Origin of the sequence: Pseudoalteromonas sp. B160 (genome assembly GCF_037162485.1) — a bacterium.
GTDB classification, from domain to species: domain Bacteria; phylum Pseudomonadota; class Gammaproteobacteria; order Enterobacterales; family Alteromonadaceae; genus Pseudoalteromonas; species Pseudoalteromonas rhizosphaerae.
This window is the reverse complement of the sequence record NZ_JARLUX010000002.1, coordinates 906,798-925,488: the sequence shown is the minus strand read 5'-3', so window position 1 is coordinate 925,488 and position 18,691 is coordinate 906,798. Positions and strand designations below refer to the sequence as shown.

At 39.3% G+C, this 18,691-nt stretch carries 20 protein-coding genes and 1 pseudogene; 6 read left to right on the top strand and 15 right to left on the bottom strand.

Going from position 1 to position 18,691, the window contains the following annotated elements:
• Positions 1-21: 21 nt before the first annotated feature.
• The 9 genes from P4S61_RS22560 to P4S61_RS22520 all read right to left on the bottom strand — a co-directional run bounded on the left by P4S61_RS22560 (position 22) and on the right by P4S61_RS22520 (position 7,313).
• Positions 22-444, bottom strand: coding sequence for a hypothetical protein (locus P4S61_RS22560; protein ID WP_337119254.1), 423 nt, complete (start codon positions 442-444; stop codon positions 22-24).
• On the bottom strand, positions 360-941 hold the full coding sequence (locus P4S61_RS22555) for a hypothetical protein (RefSeq protein WP_337119253.1): 582 nt from the start codon (positions 939-941) through the stop codon (positions 360-362). The genes P4S61_RS22560 and P4S61_RS22555 overlap by 85 nt, the downstream gene beginning before the upstream one ends.
• A 49-nt stretch (positions 942-990) precedes the next feature.
• Positions 991-1,479 carry a hypothetical protein gene (locus P4S61_RS22550; protein ID WP_337119252.1) on the bottom strand — a complete coding sequence of 163 codons (489 nt, stop codon included), beginning with the start codon at positions 1,477-1,479 and terminating at the stop codon, positions 991-993.
• A 2-nt stretch (positions 1,480-1,481) separates the two neighbouring features.
• Positions 1,482-1,928, bottom strand: a complete 447-nt coding sequence (locus P4S61_RS22545) for an ATP-binding protein (RefSeq protein WP_337119251.1) — start codon at positions 1,926-1,928, stop codon at positions 1,482-1,484.
• Positions 1,921-2,415: an ABC-three component system middle component 5 gene (locus P4S61_RS22540; protein ID WP_337119250.1), complete on the bottom strand. Its 495-nt coding sequence runs from the start codon at positions 2,413-2,415 to the stop codon at positions 1,921-1,923. Before P4S61_RS22540 ends, P4S61_RS22545 begins: the two co-directional genes overlap by 8 nt.
• Entirely contained in the window at positions 2,415-2,717 is a 303-nt protein-coding gene (locus tag P4S61_RS22535) for an ABC-three component system protein (RefSeq protein ID WP_337119295.1), read from the bottom strand. Before P4S61_RS22535 ends, P4S61_RS22540 begins: the two co-directional genes overlap by 1 nt.
• A gap of 300 nt (positions 2,718-3,017) precedes the next feature.
• Positions 3,018-3,371, bottom strand: a complete 354-nt coding sequence (locus tag P4S61_RS22530; RefSeq protein WP_210798735.1) for a hypothetical protein — start codon at positions 3,369-3,371, stop codon at positions 3,018-3,020.
• Positions 3,372-3,760: 389 nt separating this feature from the next.
• A complete protein-coding gene (locus P4S61_RS22525; RefSeq protein WP_337119249.1) occupies positions 3,761-6,715 on the bottom strand; it encodes a DEAD/DEAH box helicase family protein in 2,955 nt (984 codons plus the stop codon).
• Complete coding sequence (locus tag P4S61_RS22520) at positions 6,708-7,313, bottom strand: class I SAM-dependent methyltransferase (protein WP_337119247.1); 606 nt, start codon at positions 7,311-7,313, stop codon at positions 6,708-6,710. Before P4S61_RS22520 ends, P4S61_RS22525 begins: the two co-directional genes overlap by 8 nt.
• Before the next feature lie 791 nt (positions 7,314-8,104).
• Here P4S61_RS22520 and abiEi point away from each other — a divergent pair.
• From abiEi to P4S61_RS22505, 3 genes are all read left to right on the top strand, one after another.
• Positions 8,105-8,629, top strand: coding sequence for a type IV toxin-antitoxin system AbiEi family antitoxin (gene abiEi / locus P4S61_RS22515; RefSeq protein ID WP_145238776.1), 525 nt, complete (start codon positions 8,105-8,107; stop codon positions 8,627-8,629).
• A complete protein-coding gene (locus P4S61_RS22510) occupies positions 8,630-9,520 on the top strand; it encodes a nucleotidyl transferase AbiEii/AbiGii toxin family protein (RefSeq protein ID WP_337119246.1) in 891 nt (296 codons plus the stop codon).
• A 1,161-nt stretch (positions 9,521-10,681) separates the two neighbouring features.
• The gene (locus P4S61_RS22505; protein WP_145238782.1) at positions 10,682-11,575 is read left to right on the top strand and encodes a tetratricopeptide repeat protein; all 894 of its coding nucleotides are present in this window, start codon (positions 10,682-10,684) and stop codon (positions 11,573-11,575) included.
• Here the strand turns inward: P4S61_RS22505 and P4S61_RS22500 are convergent.
• From P4S61_RS22500 to P4S61_RS22475, 6 genes and pseudogenes are all read right to left on the bottom strand, one after another.
• On the bottom strand, positions 11,564-11,884 hold the full coding sequence (locus P4S61_RS22500; RefSeq protein WP_145238785.1) for a hypothetical protein: 321 nt from the start codon (positions 11,882-11,884) through the stop codon (positions 11,564-11,566). The two genes, P4S61_RS22505 and P4S61_RS22500, sit on opposite strands and share 12 nt — an antisense overlap.
• Before the next feature lie 50 nt (positions 11,885-11,934).
• Positions 11,935-12,543: a nuclear transport factor 2 family protein gene (locus P4S61_RS22495; RefSeq protein WP_442961619.1), complete on the bottom strand. Its 609-nt coding sequence runs from the start codon at positions 12,541-12,543 to the stop codon at positions 11,935-11,937.
• An 82-nt stretch (positions 12,544-12,625) separates the two neighbouring features.
• Positions 12,626-12,760, bottom strand: coding sequence for a hypothetical protein (locus P4S61_RS22490; protein ID WP_337119245.1), 135 nt, complete (start codon positions 12,758-12,760; stop codon positions 12,626-12,628).
• Between the two features lie 62 nt (positions 12,761-12,822).
• A pseudogene (locus P4S61_RS22485) lies at positions 12,823-13,564 on the bottom strand (ferredoxin--NADP reductase).
• A 237-nt stretch (positions 13,565-13,801) separates the two neighbouring features.
• Entirely contained in the window at positions 13,802-14,503 is a 702-nt protein-coding gene (gene deoD, locus P4S61_RS22480) for a purine-nucleoside phosphorylase (RefSeq protein WP_145238795.1), read from the bottom strand.
• On the bottom strand, positions 14,503-15,735 hold the full coding sequence (locus P4S61_RS22475; protein ID WP_337119244.1) for a phosphopentomutase: 1,233 nt from the start codon (positions 15,733-15,735) through the stop codon (positions 14,503-14,505). Before P4S61_RS22475 ends, deoD begins: the two co-directional genes overlap by 1 nt.
• A gap of 191 nt (positions 15,736-15,926) precedes the next feature.
• Between P4S61_RS22475 and udk the strand changes: the two genes are divergently transcribed.
• The 3 genes from udk (at position 15,927) to P4S61_RS22460 (ending at position 18,663) form a co-directional block, all read left to right on the top strand.
• Complete coding sequence (gene udk / locus P4S61_RS22470) at positions 15,927-16,556, top strand: uridine kinase (RefSeq protein WP_145238801.1); 630 nt, start codon at positions 15,927-15,929, stop codon at positions 16,554-16,556.
• An 18-nt stretch (positions 16,557-16,574) separates the two neighbouring features.
• Positions 16,575-17,798, top strand: a complete 1,224-nt coding sequence (locus P4S61_RS22465; RefSeq protein ID WP_182731970.1) for a NupC/NupG family nucleoside CNT transporter — start codon at positions 16,575-16,577, stop codon at positions 17,796-17,798.
• A 193-nt stretch (positions 17,799-17,991) separates the two neighbouring features.
• On the top strand, positions 17,992-18,663 hold the full coding sequence (locus P4S61_RS22460) for a substrate-binding periplasmic protein (RefSeq protein WP_337119243.1): 672 nt from the start codon (positions 17,992-17,994) through the stop codon (positions 18,661-18,663).
• Positions 18,664-18,691: the final 28 nt, after the last annotated feature.

Here is an 18,691-nt window from a genome sequence, read left to right as displayed (position 1 = left end):
ACCATCAATACATTATTAACTTCATATACTAATTACATTATCAGTATAGTAAGGGCCCACACCATATTCGTCATTATTTAACTCATCTAAAACCATTGAAGTACAAAATATTATTTGAAAATTTTCTTTGCCTTTAAACATTTCAATTATAGAGCGTTGGAAGTTATGGCTACGCCATGCTTTCATACCGCCATTTTCAATAGCATCCAACATAAGAAACCTTGGAAGTCGATAATGAGGATCTGATAATGACTCAAATAAAGCAGCAAGAAAGAAAGCATTCTTTTTTATATAGTTAGAGCTACCTGAGAACTTTACACGTCCATCAATTAAGGTTCTATCTTTTGAAAAATCAATTTCTATATCTGAACAATCTGCTTTTTTAAAAACTTCTTCATAAGGTTCTCCATTTTCACGTAAATCAGCGCGAAGAATAGCCAACATATTATTACAAATACCAGCATTAACTTTATCTCGTCTTTTTTTAGTAGATGTAGAAGCGAAAGATATTTTTCTTTATAACCTAAAATTAATTTATTTAGCTCAGACTTTCTTGATTTAAATTTATCTAAGTCTTTAATAATACTTATTTGCTTTTGTATTTGCTTACTTTCTGATTCTAATTGTCCAACTTTTCTCGCCCTTTCAATTAAATATTGTGTTTCAACATCTACTGTTTTAGCAATGGCAAGCAACTCACTTTGAGTATTTTCAAGGTTAGTTTTCGCGATAATAATAGCCGACTGAAGACCTATTAAATGCTCTTGGTAGTCATAAAGTACCTTTTTATTACTCTTAATCTGAAAATCAAGCTCGGTCAAAATCTGCATATAATTATTTGAGTGAGAAGACTCCTTTTTAGTTGCGTTACAGAGGTGACAAGAATTTACATCTGAAGTAGTAATTTCTTCTAAACAGCACGGGCAATGCGTGTATTTCATCTCTCCAATATTATCATAAGCAGCCCTCGACTCTAGAAGTGATTTTTTTCTAAAATAAGAGACTTCTCAAATAATTCGCAATCAATAATTTCACCACTAGTTGATTGTATATCCAAATGAAAGGATTGGAGCTGCCTATTAAGTATTTCAATTTTTTCTCCAAATCTTTATACTTTTTAGTATTAATTCTATCTTCCTTTGGAGGTTCTTTAAATTCAACATCTTTATTTAATAAAACATTTATTTCGTTAGAATTTTTTACAATATAGGTATTTAAAGTTTCAACGGTTAAACTCGAATCAGTACCTAAGACCTTGTACATAGCATTTAATTCTGAAGAAATTTTTTCGAATTCGCGCTCTGCTAATATAAGTTGCTGCCTCAATTTATGTGTATCGAGATTATCTAAGCCTAGTAAAAATTCAGCAATAGCAATACGTATACCTTCGCTATCTCCTCGATTATTATCTTCAGCACGAAAAATTTTAGTTGAGCCCGATTCTTGGTCTACATATAAAAACCTAAGTATTTGATGCATCGTTAAATTTGCATAATCATCCGACTTATGACTGTCCCAACCAAGTAAATCAAAAAACTGCTGTGAAAAGAGTATTTTTCACCAGATTCACTTCTTCTCGGACCAAACTTTTTCCAACCAAGATTAGTTGAGCGTGTCTTTTCATATGTACCGCTTTGAATACGAATGGGTGGTATCGCGCCTTTTTCAATATCCCTTTTAATAGTAAAAGTTTCATTATTTATATTTATTTGACAAAATACCTCATCACACCTGTCAGCAGGGTACAACCATTGATTTTCTTTTATTTCCCCACCTAAAACATAGAACAATAGTTCTAATATTGTAGTTTTACCGACCGAGTGGTCTCCTCTAATAACATTTATACCACGATGAAAATCTTCATCATAAACACTAAATCCTGATTTTAAAATTACCAACCTTTCTACAAAAAAATTAGTGTTAGTCATATTTATATTCCATTAGTCCACTTTTTGATTTAAGTCCATTCTCTCCATCAAGCTTGGTTTTAGGAAAAGACTCAACTAAAATTTTAAAAATACTGCTTTTATTAAATTCATCATTTTGAAATATTTCTATAAGTCCCTTCGGTAGATTTGTAATTTCAAGAAAAATTTCGTTTGCATCAATATAGATAAGTGATTTTTGTAATAGCGACTGTATAGAGGCCTCATGCGTTGATATCATTTCAAAAAATAAAGTACTTGGGATTGGTGTCAATTCAAATGGTTCGTTAATACTATTAATAACTTTTGATTTATAATTCAAAGGTCTTGGAAGGCTTTTCATCCGTTTTATTAGATGTGGATATACATAGTAAAAGTTGATTATTTTTAACAAATCACAATTAGTCTTATGATTTTTCAAAGCATATAAAATATTTAGGATTCGGTAAGAGCAATGATTCACATCATATGCAGGATGGTAGATTATCATTACACCCACTCCACATGACACTTTTCAGTCAAAAAATATAACATCCCTTCGATAAGATCAGATGTTATGTATCCCCCAGCTAAGCTAACTTCTTTATATAGAGGCTCAACGATCACTGTATTTATACTAGTTCTTATAGTTAAATCGTCTACACCATTATCAACTAATGGTCCTATATGTGCCCTAAATCGAGTAATAATAAGACTTAATACGTGATTAAATATTATTTGATAGGATTTCACATGTTGAAATTTCAAAATCATCTTTGAAGCTTTTTGACTGGATTTTAATGCCTCTTTAATAAAGATCTTTTTTGGCTTTAATCAATTTATTTTCTAAACCAATTACTTCCCTCGATTCACAATCCGTAATCTTACTTTGAAGCTCCTCAAGTACATAAAGATATACAGGGTTTTCTTCTTTTAATTTTTCATGATCACTAATTAGCTGCTTAAGCGACTCAGCTCCTACAGAAATATCAAAGGAAGGTAACTTTACAACCCCCCTATCACTAAGTCACCGCCTATCTCGTTACTGCATATAGTATTATCTGTGATTGCATTTGCAACTGGATACCCTATAGGCTGGTCTTGAATACTCATTTATTTTCCACCAATACTCATAGAGCCTTTGACTTTATTGCCCTTAATTTTATTTTTTGTAATATTTGTTGATGAACCACCAATACTTAAATTTTCATCTACTTCATTATCTGAAATCGTATTATTGTGGACTTTAGAATCAGTACCTTTATTAACCTCTTGCTTTTGATTTTTAATCCAAAGCCACCCCATCAGAAAGCAAAATAAAAAGATAATAATTAATAGTATGATATTTAGAGCTATGTTTGTTTTAAAAACTTCAGAAAACTCTAAGTACTTATTTATTAAGTGATAAAATACCCAAGCAGCTATAGCTGATGGCCCTGCTACTTTTAACGTACTTTTCAGATCCATAATTTTTCCTCTAAACTATTTAGCAAATATTGTTATAACCATCAATCTACCAGCACACTCCAACTCCCCGTGATCACACCTGAAACGATCGTAATGATGAGTAATTTACAGCATGGATGCTGTAAAAAGCGTAGCTTGGCCATGGATGGCCTATCTACGCTGGTTACGTTCACATCATTAACGCAAGTTGAAGATCAAGTGTGATCCTCGGGCGCGCCGTGGGATTCCAAAGGGCGGTCGGCGGCAGCCGCCCTTTGGTTGCCATCGCCAACGCGATAAAACCTCGAATAGAGGTTATTAATCCCTTTCCCAAACCATGTAAAAATCATGGTTAAAGCGCTTTTCGCGCGATCAAGCTCTGCGCCTACAAGTTAAAGCGCGACTACAAACTACTCAGCAACCACTTGTTTAAACCGCGCAAAGGTTCGCATACTTTCATCTGCAATCATTACTTCGTAATCTGGGTTTTGAGCAATTAGCTCATATTGCCCATTGGGTAATTTATTAACTTTGCGCAGTAAATACTGCCCTTCCCCGCCTATATCATCTCGCTCTATTGCCACTATTTGGCCGCGTAGCGATCCTGCTTTATCGGAGGTTATAAGCTCAAGTAGCAGTAAATCACCATCAAGTATTGGGTGCTTACCGCCATTCATAGAATTACCCGACGCATGCGCTAAAAAGTGTACTTGTGGGTCGAGCTTGCCCGCGCCAAGTGGCGCGTCCATCAATTCCATATCGCTTTCATCCCCTGTTTTAAAATGCCCGCAGGCAATTTTAATATTTGGAAAATACGGCAGCTTTAATGCGTTATCTTGCTCTTTTGCTGTATCGGCAAGAGCTTTAAACTCTAGCTGAGTCACATTGTCAGCTTGTTGCTCGGTATTTTGTTTAGTTGTTGCTATGTTTACTTTTAGCCGTTGGCTGTATTTAGCTAAGCTGTATTCAACCAGCTCTAACACGGCGTTGTTTAGTAATTCGCATTTTTCTGCGGGTACGTCAAACGTGGCTTTTACTGTGTCGTTTTCTAGCGTAAACCACTGCGTGCCATCTTTATTTTTATTGGTGTAAGCTTTGATTGGGTTTTTACGCCAGTAGCTTTGCCATGTTTGTGAATCAGCGGCAGCTTGCTGCTCTTTGGCTGATAAATCGTGTTGCTTTAAATTTGGGTGGCGCGCTAATACTTTAGCACTCATGGCTGCAAGTTCTGCAACTGTTGGGGGAATGGTAAAACCATTTAATGCCACATAAGCTTCAAGCAAAATAGCTTTAAAGCATTTGGTCATACTGGTTGTTTGTATGCCCTTATGTAAAAAGTCATAGAACGGCGCTAGTTGCTCAGCACCTTGTTGTGCCTCATCATCAATGTTTTGTGTTTTAGCAATTAGCTCAAACCAACTAGTGTAATTGCTGTTTACCTTTTTTATATCCCCATAGTGGTAGTAAAACTCACTTAAGGTGGGTAAATGCCCAAGTTGCTCAGCAAGTTGTGTTATATCTTCAAGCGCCGTGGTGCGCTGCGCCTTAGCTAGCTGTTGCCAGAAGTCGGTGGCTTTTAAATCAATATTTATAAAACAGCCATCAGCTAGATTTGGCTTTTTAAGCTTTTTCACTACACCACTTGGCGTAGTTTCATGGAGTAACGCATAAGGCTTATTTAAAAAGCTATGGTGGTTACCAATAAAGTCGAGCACCACTAAATGCGTTTTACCTTCTAGCGTACGCAAACCACGCCCTAATTGCTGTAAAAACAGGATTTTAGAATCACTTGGGCGCAGCATTAAAATAGTATCAATGCTGGGTAAGTCAGTCCCTTCATTAAACAGATCAACGGTAAATAGCACTTCAACTTGGCGTTGTTCTAATTGTTTAAGTGCCTCATTTCTGCGTACTTTTGATTGGCTATGTACTGATAGTGCTTTTACACCCGCTTTATTAAACGCATCAGCCATGTAATCGGCATGTTTGGTGGAAATACAAAATCCCAAGGTGCGTTTTTGTTTATATTGTTGCCACTGTGCAAGCGCATGATCGGCTCGTTTTTGTGTCGCAAATTTGTTTTCTAGTGCTGCAGGATCAAATCGACCATTGCGCCATGGAATGGCTTGGTAGTTTACGTTTTCGTCCCAAATACCATAGTAATGAAACGGCACTAACGTTTTTTGATCAATTCCTTGCGTTAAGTTTCTCTCAAACACTAAATTGTTGTCGCACAATCCTAAAATATCGGCTTGGTCGGTTCGTTCTGGCGTGGCGGTTAAACCGAGTAAAAACTGTGGTTCAAAATAGTTTAATAGCTGACGATAAACACGTGCGCTGGCATGATGAAACTCATCAACAATGATGTAGTCGAACGCCGTTGGTGCAAATTGCTTTAAATGATTACTTCGACCAATTGTTTGAATAGAGGCAAATAAACAGTCAGCGTTTTTGTCTCGCTGTTTACCGTTATAAAATCCCGTTGAAAGCGGCAGTAGTTCAGAAAATGTACGCTGTGCTTGTACAAGTATTTCTTCTCGATGTGCGACGAATAACACCCGTTTAGCTTTGAATTGTTTAACATCAAACGCGCTTAACCATGTTTTACCCATGCCTGTTGCTAACACCACTAAGCCACGTTTAAAGCCCTCAGCGCGAGTTTGCGCTAAAGCATTGAGCGCTTCAATTTGAGCTGGTCTTGGTGTTTTAGCTTCGCTTTGTTCAATAATTTGTTCAGCTGTATCGGTATCGTTTACCGCTACAAACTGCTGTACTTTACGCCTAGCAATGTAGTTATCAATCCATTCATGACTTAAGTGTGTAACAAACCCGTGGTTGAAAATATCGTAAAAAGCATTACGAATACTTAAAAATTGCTGCGCTGCTTGGCTTGTTTTTGGCTGTATGTAATCATGTCTAAAATTCCACTCATGACCTTTAGTAAGTGCGCTGGCGCTAATGTTACTTGAGCCAATAAAGGCACAACCAGACGTAATTTCGTTGGTGTCGTTTGTTTTGACAAAAATATACGACTTCATGTGAAAGCTTTGGTTGCTCTGTGTTTGGTAAATACGCACATCGGCACCACGATCCACTAATACCATTAGCTCTCTGAGCGCATTAGGATGAGTAATATCAAGGTAATCGGAGGTTAACAGCTTTAGTGTTGCGCCACTTTGTAAAGCTTCATTGAGTGGGTCAAATAACAAAGCCAAGCCACTGGGTTGGATAAATGACACTGTGATTTCAATCTCTGTGGCATTATTTATTGCATGTACAAGATTAGGTAATAGCGGGTCATCGGCACCCGTAATAAGCTGCTGCTTATTACTTTGCAATTGGTGCTGTTCGTTAAAGCTATTCATTTATTAATTCGCTGCGCGTTAATAACGCATTGAGCCACACTTCGCTTTCGCGCTCTGGGCGCTGATCAACACTTTGCCATTGTTTTAGTATTTTAAGCTCGGTGTGGTGGGCAATTAATGCGGTTAGGCCATCTTCATTTAAATCGGTAAATTCGCGACCATTGTGCACGCGTTCTTGCGTGCCATATTTAAACGACACATACAAAACACCGTTTGGTTTTAGGGCATTTTGCAGTTTTAAAAACACCTGCGGTAACTCTACTTTTGGTACGTGCAATAAACTGGCGCAACACCAAATGCCATCGTACTTATTGGTACAATTAAGCTGCTGAAAGGTTTTAACTTCTACAGCTTGTTGTAAGTAATTACTGGCTAACTTTGCAATGTTTTCGCTTGCATCAAATGCGCTAACAGTAAAACCTTGCTGTTTAAAATACATAGCATCGCGGGCACTGCCACAGCCAGCATCTAATATATGGCCGTGTTTAGGGATAAGCGGTAAAAACTCAGCGTAAAGCGCCGACATATCAACATTAAGCGTTGAGTCGCTAAAGCTTTGTGCGTTTTGGTTGTAGTAACTGAGTGTTTTAGTAGGCACTAAATCTACCGCTCCGTGGTTAATTAATGGTACTTAATGATTAGATCGTTAAGCTTTCATTAAGTTTAACTCTAACCTAACATGAAAATGTATTAAAAACATAGAGTTTTCCGATGAGTACCAAGTACATAGCGGCTAATTAGCAAAAATTAAGAATTTTGTATTGGTTATATTTATTGAGCGAAGGTGCTAGGTTTTAGGGAAGTGACTAGGTGCTAGGATTAACCCGCCGTCCGTTATCTTCTCTGTGTAGCGCAGCGCCTCGGTGTTCTCGGTGGTAAAATAGCTTTTAAAACAATCACAGATCGAAAAAGCTGCGAGGCTCTAGGGAGTAACAGGCACTAGGATCTAGGAAAGTGACTAGACTCTAGGCTGTATTCGTTACTCGTCGCTCGAAGCCCGATATTCGCAGCTCGTTGCTCGCAACTCGTTACCTTCTCTGTGTAGCGCAGCGTCTCGGTGCCCTCGGTGGTAAAATTAATTTTAAGTGATTTATTCACCACAGAGATTAAGAGGCCTGCGCTTTAGAGAAAAACATAAAGAGTCTAATGTAGGTCGTGCTTTAGCGCGTCAATTTTCAACATTAGACATTGTCGCCATAAATGACGACCTACAAGGAAATGCTAAGATTAGCCCGCAGCTCATTGCCCGAAGTCGGTTTATAGGGTGATATAAGTACGAGGGCTAGATGACAATACAAGTCAAACTAGAGTTAATCTAAACTCTAGTTTGCTTCAACTAAGCTTAAGGTCTACAATTAATAACATTATAAGTATGTAATTGTAGACCAAATGAATAAAGCAGAAAGATTATTAGCAATACTAGCTAGCTCTGTTAAAGCAGGTGGCGGTATTCATACCAGTGCAGAATTGGCTTTTATGATGGCTGAAAAACCCACTCCTGCATTCACTAAGTTTCTGACTGACAATGTTAATAAAGGGCTATTAAGAAGAGTCTGCAATGGTATTTTTGAAAGCACGCTCACGCCACCTGACCCCACCACCGCGATTTATAAAATAGTAAAAAAACTACGTGGCGACGTTTTAAATTACATTAGCTTAGAAAGCCAACTCAGTTACACGGGCGATATTTCGCAAATATTAATGGATAGGTTAACGGTAATAACGAAAGGTCGTAGTGGCACATTTTCAACTCCGTATGGGGTTATTGAGCTGACCCATACAAAAAAACCAATTGATAAATTTGCGAAAAACCTATATTTCGATAAAAGCATCAAGATGTACCGAGCAAATACGCTGCAAGCGATTGCAGATCTAAAAGCCTGCAATCGCAACGTACACATGCTGGAGAACTAAATGCTAACAGAATATATACGCCAAATTATAGCTGCAAATCCAGAGTACGCTGGCGTCACGCCTGTGATTGAAAAAGAAATTCTTCATCACGACATTATGGCTGCAATTGTAAAACAAGGTGTTATGCCTTCGCTTACTTTTATTGGTGGCACCTCACTTCGTTTGTGCCATAACAGTTCTAGATTATCTGAGGATTTAGATTTTAATGGTGGGCATGACTTCAAGCCAAGTAGTTTCAGTGGCTTAGAAGTTGAAATCCAAAAATACATACAAAATAAATATGAGGTGCAGGTATGGGTAAATAAACCAGCTGAAGATAATCAAGCTAATACTTCATCTTGGAAAATAAGTATCGAAAAAGAAAGTAATCGTCCTGATCTTCCCCGCCAAAAAATGCATATAGATATTTGCGCTATCCCGTCATTTGATATCGAAAAAAGGCCATTAATAAATCACTATAATATTGTCGCGCCAACAGAAGGTTTACTGATCCCTGTACAATCATTAACGGAAACGCTTGCAGACAAGTTTATTGCATTAGCCTACCCTGCTAGGCGCATTAAACCGCGCGATGTATGGGATATAGTTTGGATAAAACAAAGAGGTGTTGCGGTATCTAAGCAACTGATCAATAAAAAGCTTGTGGCCAGGGGTAAAACCAACGAAGACTTTATTGAGGCACTGACTATTCAATTAGACAAGCTACAGCATGACGATGAAGTTCGTAAAGACTTCAATATTGAAATGAGCCGTTTCATTCCAAATCAAATCAAAGAAAGAACAATCGATAACCCTGATTATTGGCCATATGTACAATCAGAAATTAGTACTATGTCACTCTCAATCCTTAATAATGGTATTAAAAATAATAAGTTTGATATGGGGAGCTAACTTTAAGGCCTACAAAAAAGCACCTTAAAGGTAATATTTTGTAGACCAATATTCACTGTTCATGTGCAAACGATCTTTAAGTAATTTATTCACAAAGAGGCTGTGAGGCGCTGCGCTGAAAGGGAAGGCTAAAGGCGCTAGGTTTTAGGGAAGTAACTAGGTGCTAGGCTGTTTGCACAAGCTCGCTGCTCGTAACTCGAAGCCGTTATCTTCTCATTTACCCTCACTCACTTCTTTTTGTGCAAAATGCCTTTAAGTGATTTATTCACCACAGAGGTTAAGAGACGCTGCGCTGAAGAGGTGATAGGTTAAAGGTGCTAGGTACTATCGGTGTAAAAACATATTTTTGTGGAAACAGGCTTTAGCCGTGATGCTGTTTTAGGTTATGTGTTAAAACCAATCGGCGCTAAAGCGCTCTCCTACGAAAGTAAAAGGTGCTAGCTGTATTCACAGCTCGCTGCTCGTAACTCGAAGCCGTTATCTTCTCATTTACCCTCACTCACTGCTCCTTGTACAAAAAAGTTATTAACTGACTGATTCACCACAGAGGTTAAGAGACGCTGCGCTGGTGAGAAATAATAAAGACCGCGTCAGCAAGCTTAACGCCTACGGTAGTAAAAGGAGCTTGGTGCTAGGGTGTATTCCGTAGCACCAAACCCCCAGCCGGTTTATAGGTCGCGAGGTAAACTCGCGGCTACAATTTTTAAATCATTTTGATAACCCTGTCACCAGAATATTTACTCAACAATGACCGTATTCTTTACGAGCAAATTGTTTAGTTACCATGCAATATCACCCAACGGTGGCTAAGGTAAATGATCTGCGTGGAATTAATGGGGCCAAAAAGTATTTTCCAATATTTGTAATGCTTTAAATATTAAGACGTTGTTCAGATATATTTGGTTATTATAAACGCTCACTCCTGTTGATATCCCTAACGACTTTAAGTTGTTTAAGCAGTTTGGCCAGCTCTTCTTAGAGCTGGTTTTTTTGCCTGTTTTTACTGGCTTTATTTTCTTCCACTACAGCAAAGCAGCAATTACCCAGCATATTGCTGTAAAAATAACCTCGAAAAATCAACGCGGCCTAGTTACTCATAGGTAGTCATGTTACAGTTTCAGTAATTTACTTAGCACTTTAATTTATCGACTAGGCAGTAGTATGCGTCATTATTTTGTATCAATTTTACTTCTTTTTGCCACTTTTGTGGCAGCTCAGGCACAGGCTGAAGAGTCTCGCGCTGCACCCAGCCCACAACAGCAACAACAGGCACTCAAAAAACTTCAAGAGCCGATGTATAGACCCTTGATGGAACGCTATATTCTTGATGAACTCAAAGCGGTACGCCAAGATCAGCAAAAACTACGTGAAGACGTTACCAAACAAGTCACTCATGCTCAGCTTGATACCGCTGACCGCGCACTGACTTACACCACAGATACAATTAATAATGTATTTTTTATCATCACTGCCACAGCCTCTATTTTGGTACTGGTTGGTTGGAACTCGTTACGTGATGTAAAAAACAAAGTCGAAGATATTGTAAATACCCGTGTCAGCGTGATCACCAATGAATACGAAGCACGTTTGAATACATTTGAAGAAAAGCTACGCGAGCGCTCTGAAGAAATCTTAAGTAACCAACAAAAAATATCTGTGACCAATGAAGTCCACTCTTTATGGATGCGTGCAAATTTAGAAAGCGATATAGCTAATAAGATCGAAATATTTGATGAGATTTTAAAACGTAAACCCGAAGATGTTGAAGCTATCGCTTACAAAGCCGATGCATTACTAGAGCTTAATGAAACAGCTCAGGCGATAGAGTTGTGTAACCAAGCCTTGGATATAGACAGTGACTATGGCTACGCTTATTGGCAACGTGCATGTGCTTATGCGTTGACTCATAAACACGCTGATGCGTTGGCCGATATAAAAATGTCGTTGGAGTATTCACCAAACTTACGTAATGAGCTATTACATGAAAGTGCATTTGCCAGTTTGCACGACAATAGCAGCTTTAATGCGATTGTATCTGGCGACTTAACGTTCTAAAAAGCTTTCGATTGCTTGAGTGAGCAGTTCGTCGAGTTGCTCTTCAAACTCATCTTTGTTGGTTTTAAAATGCGCAAGATAAGCCTGCGCATGCTGATCAGACAACAGCCGAGCATTAATACTGTATTCGCGCTCGGCTTTAGTTTTATCAAACCGTGGGGTAAAGTGATAAAGGGCAAAATAAGGGGCGACCAATTGCTGATTAGCATAATCACAGAAACGCTCAATGGTTTGTGCTCCCGTTGGCCCTAAACAGCCAGGCTCTACACGATAAAGTAACTGAATTTTTTTATCATCACTAATTTGCATGCTAGTCGCGGCCCCTTTATCTGCCTATAAACAATCTGCTTATTAATACTCTATCTAAAAAAGAGTACTTTGGTTATTTTGCCATTTTCAACTTGATAGCTAGAGATTAACTCTCCGCGCTTATCAACTACATTTGGATCTGTTGAACAGGTTTCTGAAAGTTCATGATCGATAACGATATTACCGTGCACAATACGTTTAATTGGGGATGATTTTATACACTTTAATTTTTTAAACATTATTCCGTAACGGGCAATCAGTTTTTCTTTGCCCTTAAAAAGTAACTCGTTTGGAAAGGCATAAAACTCTACATTTTCATCATACATACTAATAAATGCGTCGATGTTTCTGGCATTATACGCCTTAATTAATTGCTCAATAACGGCTAACGATTCGCGTGACTGTTTGGCTTTAACTTGTTGTTTGAGTGTTAGCGCTTCTTTAGCTTGGATCACCGCTTGCTCTGCTTGTGCGACAGCAAGCTGTTTTTCTTGTTGTGTTTTAGGAAGTTCAGCAGGCTTTGCCGCTTCGGTGCCAAGTACCTTACTGGTATCAACTTCAGGCTCGCTTGGTTTGCTGGTGTCTGATTTAATTGGCTGAGTTGGTTCAACGTTTACAGGCTCAGCTGATTGCTTATTTTCTGGCGTTAAGGTGATCACCGCTGGGCTATCTTGTAGTTCAGCCTCAGTTGATTTTGTTGGGGCTTTACTCTGCACTGATTTTTCTTCGCCAGTGCTAGTGTCAGTCGTTTTTACTTGCAGCAGGCAATTTAGCTGCTGTTGTTTCAGTTTTAGTCTGTGGTTCAACTACATCAGCTGCAGTTGCTAATAACTGCCACGGAAATAGCAAACTTACTAAAAAAAATAACGGTTTCATACTGTTCCTGAGTAATTTAAGAAACTCTAAAATAACAAAATTTACCGGATCGCGATAGCTTTTTACCAATACTGCTCAACGGTGATTTGCCCAGGCTCCCTACGACGATTGCGAGTGTAGCCTTGCTCGGTTAATAATGCGCTGGTGTCTTTAACCATTTGTGGATTACCACAGATCATAAATTGACTATTTTGCGGGCTAACTGCGCTATCACAATGCTTAAATAAGGTGCCATCGGCGATTCGATCAGTAATACGTCCATCTAAGCCGACAATTGCCTGCTCGCGACTCACTACGGGCAGATAACTCAATTGCGGATACTGCTGCTGTAACTGCGCAATTTTTGCTTGATAACTTAAATCTGCATTCAAACGCACACCATGCACTAAGGTAACGTGCTTAAATTGCTGCCACACATCAGGCTGCTCTAAAATGGATAAAAACGGCCCAATTGCGGTTCCGGTGCTAAGCATAAATAACTGTTCACTGGCGGGGATTTCATCAATAGTAAAAAATCCACTGGCGCGGCTTTCAATCATCACCGTATCGCTCAGGTTTAAGCTTGGCTAATTGTTGTGATAATAAGCCATCTGCCACGTTAATAAGATAAAACTCTAAATCGGGAGAGCTTGGTGCATTTACGTAAGAGTACGCCCGTGCAATACGTTTTTCATCCATCATCATAGAAAGCTTAGTAAACTGTCCTGCTTTAAACGGCTCCACATCGGCATTCACAATTAAACTAAATAACGTATCAGTCCACCAAACAATATCTTTAACACTTGCCTCAACCCAATTAGACACAATTAACACTCCTTAATTATTGCTTTGTATAACAGTGGCAAGAGTGCACAGCATTGTCAATGTTTGCGAGTTTGCATTCACTTATAAGGAGTGCGAGTTTGCGAGTCTCGCTAGCTTTTCCCCATAAAAAAAGCCGCTTAGTTTAACTAGGCGGCTTTGGAGGTTAGTCTCACATTATTTTGGGCGTGTCTCCAAAATACTGCGAATACGTTACCAAGGAACTTTTGTTTATTACGCTTAGATTGACTCTAAGGCAATTTTAACCATTTCATTGAAGGTGCTTTGACGCTCTTCACTTGGGGTTGCTTCACCGGTGATCACGTGGTCACTCACGGTAAATAATGCCATGGCCTTTGCGCCATATTCAGCAGCAACGCCGTATAAACCGGCTGTTTCCATATCTACCGCTAACATGCCTAGTTTATCAAGTTCTTGATAAAAGCTGTTATCGGCTTGATAAAAGGTATCGGTGGTAAATACGTTACCCACTTTCGCTTTAATACCTAGCTCTTTTGCTGCATTAACGCCGTTTAATAGTAAATCAAAATCAGCAATTGCTGAGAAATCATAACCACGTACACGTGCACGGTTTACATTTGAATCTGTGCTTGCGCCTTGTGCAAAGATAACGTCACGAATTTTAATGTCGCTACCAATACCGCCGCAAGTGCCGATACGAATAAGGTTTTTAACACCGTAGCTGACGATTAGTTCGCGGGCATAAATCGACATTGATGGAATGCCCATACCAGAACCCATAATGCTTACTGGTTTACCTTTATAAGTGCCAGTAAAACCATACATGTTACGAACGCCGGTTACTTTTACAGCATCATCAAGAAAATTTTCAGCAATGTATTGCGCACGTAATGGATCACCCGGCATTAATACCGTTTGTGCAAAATCGCCATTATTTGCGTCAATATGTGGAGTACTCATTATTCGTTTCCTTTTACTTTTAGCGCGTTAAGCTTATCAATAAAGCCATCGCCATATTCAAGTGCAGGTAAGTTAAACCACTGGGCAAGTGTTTGACCTATGTCTGCAAAACTAGCACGTTCACCAAGCGGGGTATTTTCAAGCCCTACCTGATAAGCAAGTACAGGCACATATTCGCGGGTGTGCTCACTGCCCAGGAATGTTGGATCACAACCGTGATCCGCCGTAATAATTAGTACGTCGTCGGCTTTAAGCTGCTTAAGTATCGTTGGTAAGTAATCGTCCAACTGTTTAAGCGCTTTTGCATACCCAACAGGGTCGCGGCGATGACCAAATTTTTCATCAAAATCAACTAAATTAGTAAATATCAAACTGTGATCTGGCGCTGATGCCATTACCTCAGTGGTTTTTGCTAACAAGTTTTGTAAGCCTGGGGCTTTGTGTTTTTGGGTAATACCTTGATGCGCATAGATGTCAGATATCTTCCCTATGCTAATCACTTCACCACCGTCATCTGCTAGTTTGTCTAGCAATGTTGGCGCTGGCGGTAACACTGAATAATCTCGACGATTGCCCGTTCTGGCAAAGTCTTGATTATTGGAACCCAAAAATGGCCGCGCAATCACTCGTCCTATGTTCATTTCATCAAGCAGCGCCCGTGTGATTTCGCAGACCTGATAAAGTTTTTCTAGACCGAAAGTTTGTTCATGCGCGGCTATTTGAAACACGCTATCAGCTGAGGTGTAACAGATTGGTTTACCTGTTTTTATGTGCTCTTCACCTAGCTGTTCTAAAATCGTAGTACCCGAGGCATGGCAGTTGCCTAAAATCCCTGGGATACCGGTACGAGCAATCAGCTCGTCAATTAACTGTTGTGGAAAACTCGGTTGTGTTTTAGGGAAATATCCCCAATCGAATAACACCGGTACACCTGCCATTTCCCAATGACCTGATGGAGTATCTTTGCCGCTAGAAAGCTCTTTTGCGTAACCCCAAGCAGCAATCGGTGTTTGACGGTCGCTAACAAGGCACGGTTCATTGCCTGCAGCTTCACATGCATCAACTAAACCTAATAACGATAGGTTAGGTAGTGATAGCCGTTCGCCGGTTTCTTCAAAGTATGCTTTAAGCAAATGTGCAAAAGTGTTTGCGCCCAAGTCACCAAACTTGTCAGCGTCTGGTGCTGCACCTATGCCTAGGCTATCTGCCATTAATATAATTGCTCTTGCCATACTCACCTCGATTATCCAATGTAGCTACTTTATATTTTTGTGCTTTTTAACGTACAGGACATAAGTCCTGTTTCATAAAACCTAAACATTATAAATTTCACACCTTAAAGCGAAGCAAGAGAGATTATTCGTGTCTTTTTTGCTATTGTGATCTACCAACAATGTATCCTTCTGTGTGGATGAGAACTTTAGTGACACGAACAATAATAGCCATTGCTGGCGCTTCTGCGTCTGGCAAATCTCTTTTTAGCCAAACAATTTACAATGAATTGGTGAATGAGCTTGAACCAGGCGCCATCGCCGTGATTGAAGAAGATGCGTACTATAAAGACCAATCGCATTTGCCGTTTGATCATCGTACGCAAACGAATTACGACCATCCTGATGCGTTTGAACATGAGTTAATGTGTAAACATTTAACACAGTTACGTGATGGCGAAGCGGTAGAAGTACCTACCTATGATTATGCGCAGCATACTCGCAGTGACAAAACACGCACTGTGATGCCAGCAGAAATTCTCATAGTTGAAGGGATTTTATTGCTTAGTGATAAAGCGCTACGTAAAGAATTTGATATCAAAGTGTTTATTGATACACCGCTTGATATTTGCCTGATGCGCCGTATGCAACGTGATATGGAGCAACGAGGCAGAACATTACAGTCCGTTGTTGAACAATATCAAGCTACTGTGAGACCGATGTTTTATCAGTTTATTGAGCCTTCAAAGCACAAGGCTGATTTAGTGGTTACACGTGGTGGTATGAATCGTGTTGCGATTGATATAATTAAAAGTAAAATAAAATATTTACTGCAAAAATAACAACGGGAATAAGCAAAGATGACAACATTTATGAGCTTAGTCGGCATGTGTATGCTGCTAGGCATTGCATTTGCGGCTTCGACAAATCGCAAAGCAATTAGTTTTAGAACTGTCGGTATCGCTTTTGCCCTGCAATTTATAATTGGTGGTTTTGTCCTGTTTTCAGACGCAGGTAAAAATGCATTAGTTGGCATGTCAAAAGCCGTATCATCAGTGATCGGGTTTGCTAATGATGGGATCAGCTTTTTATTTGGACCGTTAGCAAATCAGGATACGTTAGGGTTTATTTTTGCTATTCAGGTATTGCCAGTTATTGTGTTTTTCTCAGCATTAGTTGCTGTGTTATATCACTTAGGCATTATGGATTGGATAATTAGAATATTAGGCGGTGGTTTACAAAAACTGTTGAAAACCTCACGCACGGAGTCGCTTTCAGCAACCGCAAACATTTTTGTTGGTCAAACTGAAGCGCCACTGATTGTTAAGCCGTTCATTGCAACGATGACTAAGTCAGAGTTATTTGCAGTAATGGTAGGTGGCTTAGCAACGGTAGCGGGCTCAGTAATGGCCGGTTACGTGATTATTGGTGTAGAGCTTAAATATTTAATTGCAGCCAGCTTTATGGCAGCGCCGGGTGGTTTCTTAATGGCCAAGATGATTGTGCCAGAGACCGAAACACCAAAAGATACTTTAGCTGATTTAGAGCTTGACGAAGACAAGCCTGTTAACGTAATTGATGCAGCAGCATCGGGTGCAGCAAACGGTATGCATTTAGCCTTGAATGTAGGCGCAATGTTACTGGCATTTGTAGCTTTAATTGCGCTGTTAAACGGTTTATTAGGTGGTATTGGTGGTTGGTTTGATTATCCAACCCTAACACTACAAGAAATTTTAGGTTATATATTTGCGCCGGTTGCCTGGTTACTAGGTGTACCGTGGAATGAAGCAATTATAGCTGGTAGCTTTATTGGTCAAAAATTAGTAGTAAACGAGTTTGTTGCTTATTTAGACTTTATGAATTATCGCGATACGTTAAGTGCGCACACACAAGCGATTGTCACATTCGCGTTATGTGGGTTTGCTAACTTATCATCGATAGCCATTTTACTAGGTGGATTAGGCGGTATGGCGCCTAGTCGGCGAAAGGATATCGCACGCTTAGGGCTCAGAGCAGTGTTAGCAGGATCTATGGCTAACCTTATGAGCGCCGCAATTGCAGGTTTTTTCCTCTCGCTAGCTTAGAAACTTTGAGATGAGCCTTGGTTGCAAAACAATAGGATAAGCCTTTAAGGGGTTAAAGACTTATCTTACTTGAACGATACTTCACAAAGGGCCTTTATGGCCCTTTTATCGTTTTTAATTCACTGTTTACTTTCATAATACTTTTCCTAGTTATTGCTATACTCAAAGTTCTATCGTCAAAAAGAGAAAATAAATGCGGCTATTTATTAATCTGCTACTTCTTTGTATCAGTGTCCATAGTACTGCAAATCAAAACTTAATGGTTGTGACCGAGTTGTCACCGCCGAATCAAGTTTTGCTGAATAATCAGGTAACTGGTTATAGTACTGAGTTAGTAAATATGATTATTTTAGAGGCTAAGCTCAATGCCCCAATCAACATGTACCCTTGGGCACGTGCTTATAAAATGGCGGTTAATAATAGCAACACCTTAATTTACAGTATGGCACGCACAACGGATCGCGAGACACTATTCCATTGGATAGGGCCAGTAGCACAGTTTGAAATGGGCTTTGTAAAACTCTCTGAGCGCAGTGATATTAACTTTGATAATACAGAGCAAGCTAAGCAATATAAAATTGCCGTACAGCGCCATGACCTTGCATCGCAAGTATTAGTAAAACGTGGTTTCGAAGTATTGCTGACCACTGATATTCAAAAGTCATATCAGTTACTACTAGCAAGAAAAGTTGATCTGGTAGTCGACGATGCTAATTATCTAGCTTCAATGAGTGAGCAGCTAGCGATCAATGCTAACGCACTGACGTTCGTACATGCCATAGAAGGACTGGCAGTAGCTGGTTACTTAGCTGCAAATATCAATACTGATGAAGATATTATAAAAGCACTGCAGCAGGCTTTTTAAAGGTTAAAAGTACTGAAAAATACCGTCA

Coding starts and splice junctions, on each gene's coding strand:
- P4S61_RS22560 (WP_337119254.1), bottom strand. CDS start 444: ATGTTGGCTATTCTTCGCGCTGATTTACGTGAAAATGGAGAACCTTAT.
- P4S61_RS22555 (WP_337119253.1), bottom strand. CDS start 941: ATGAAATACACGCATTGCCCGTGCTGTTTAGAAGAAATTACTACTTCA.
- P4S61_RS22550 (WP_337119252.1), bottom strand. CDS start 1,479: ATGCATCAAATACTTAGGTTTTTATATGTAGACCAAGAATCGGGCTCA.
- P4S61_RS22545 (WP_337119251.1), bottom strand. CDS start 1,928: ATGACTAACACTAATTTTTTTGTAGAAAGGTTGGTAATTTTAAAATCA.
- P4S61_RS22540 (WP_337119250.1), bottom strand. CDS start 2,415: ATGATAATCTACCATCCTGCATATGATGTGAATCATTGCTCTTACCGA.
- P4S61_RS22530 (WP_210798735.1), bottom strand. CDS start 3,371: ATGGATCTGAAAAGTACGTTAAAAGTAGCAGGGCCATCAGCTATAGCT.
- P4S61_RS22525 (WP_337119249.1), bottom strand. CDS start 6,715: ATGAATAGCTTTAACGAACAGCACCAATTGCAAAGTAATAAGCAGCAG.
- abiEi (WP_145238776.1), top strand. CDS start 8,105: ATGAATAAAGCAGAAAGATTATTAGCAATACTAGCTAGCTCTGTTAAA.
- P4S61_RS22510 (WP_337119246.1), top strand. CDS start 8,630: ATGCTAACAGAATATATACGCCAAATTATAGCTGCAAATCCAGAGTAC.
- P4S61_RS22505 (WP_145238782.1), top strand. CDS start 10,682: ATGCGTCATTATTTTGTATCAATTTTACTTCTTTTTGCCACTTTTGTG.
- P4S61_RS22500 (WP_145238785.1), bottom strand. CDS start 11,884: ATGCAAATTAGTGATGATAAAAAAATTCAGTTACTTTATCGTGTAGAG.
- P4S61_RS22490 (WP_337119245.1), bottom strand. CDS start 12,760: ATGAAACCGTTATTTTTTTTAGTAAGTTTGCTATTTCCGTGGCAGTTA.
- deoD (WP_145238795.1), bottom strand. CDS start 14,503: ATGAGTACTCCACATATTGACGCAAATAATGGCGATTTTGCACAAACG.
- P4S61_RS22475 (WP_337119244.1), bottom strand. CDS start 15,735: ATGGCAAGAGCAATTATATTAATGGCAGATAGCCTAGGCATAGGTGCA.
- P4S61_RS22465 (WP_182731970.1), top strand. CDS start 16,575: ATGACAACATTTATGAGCTTAGTCGGCATGTGTATGCTGCTAGGCATT.
- P4S61_RS22460 (WP_337119243.1), top strand. CDS start 17,992: ATGCGGCTATTTATTAATCTGCTACTTCTTTGTATCAGTGTCCATAGT.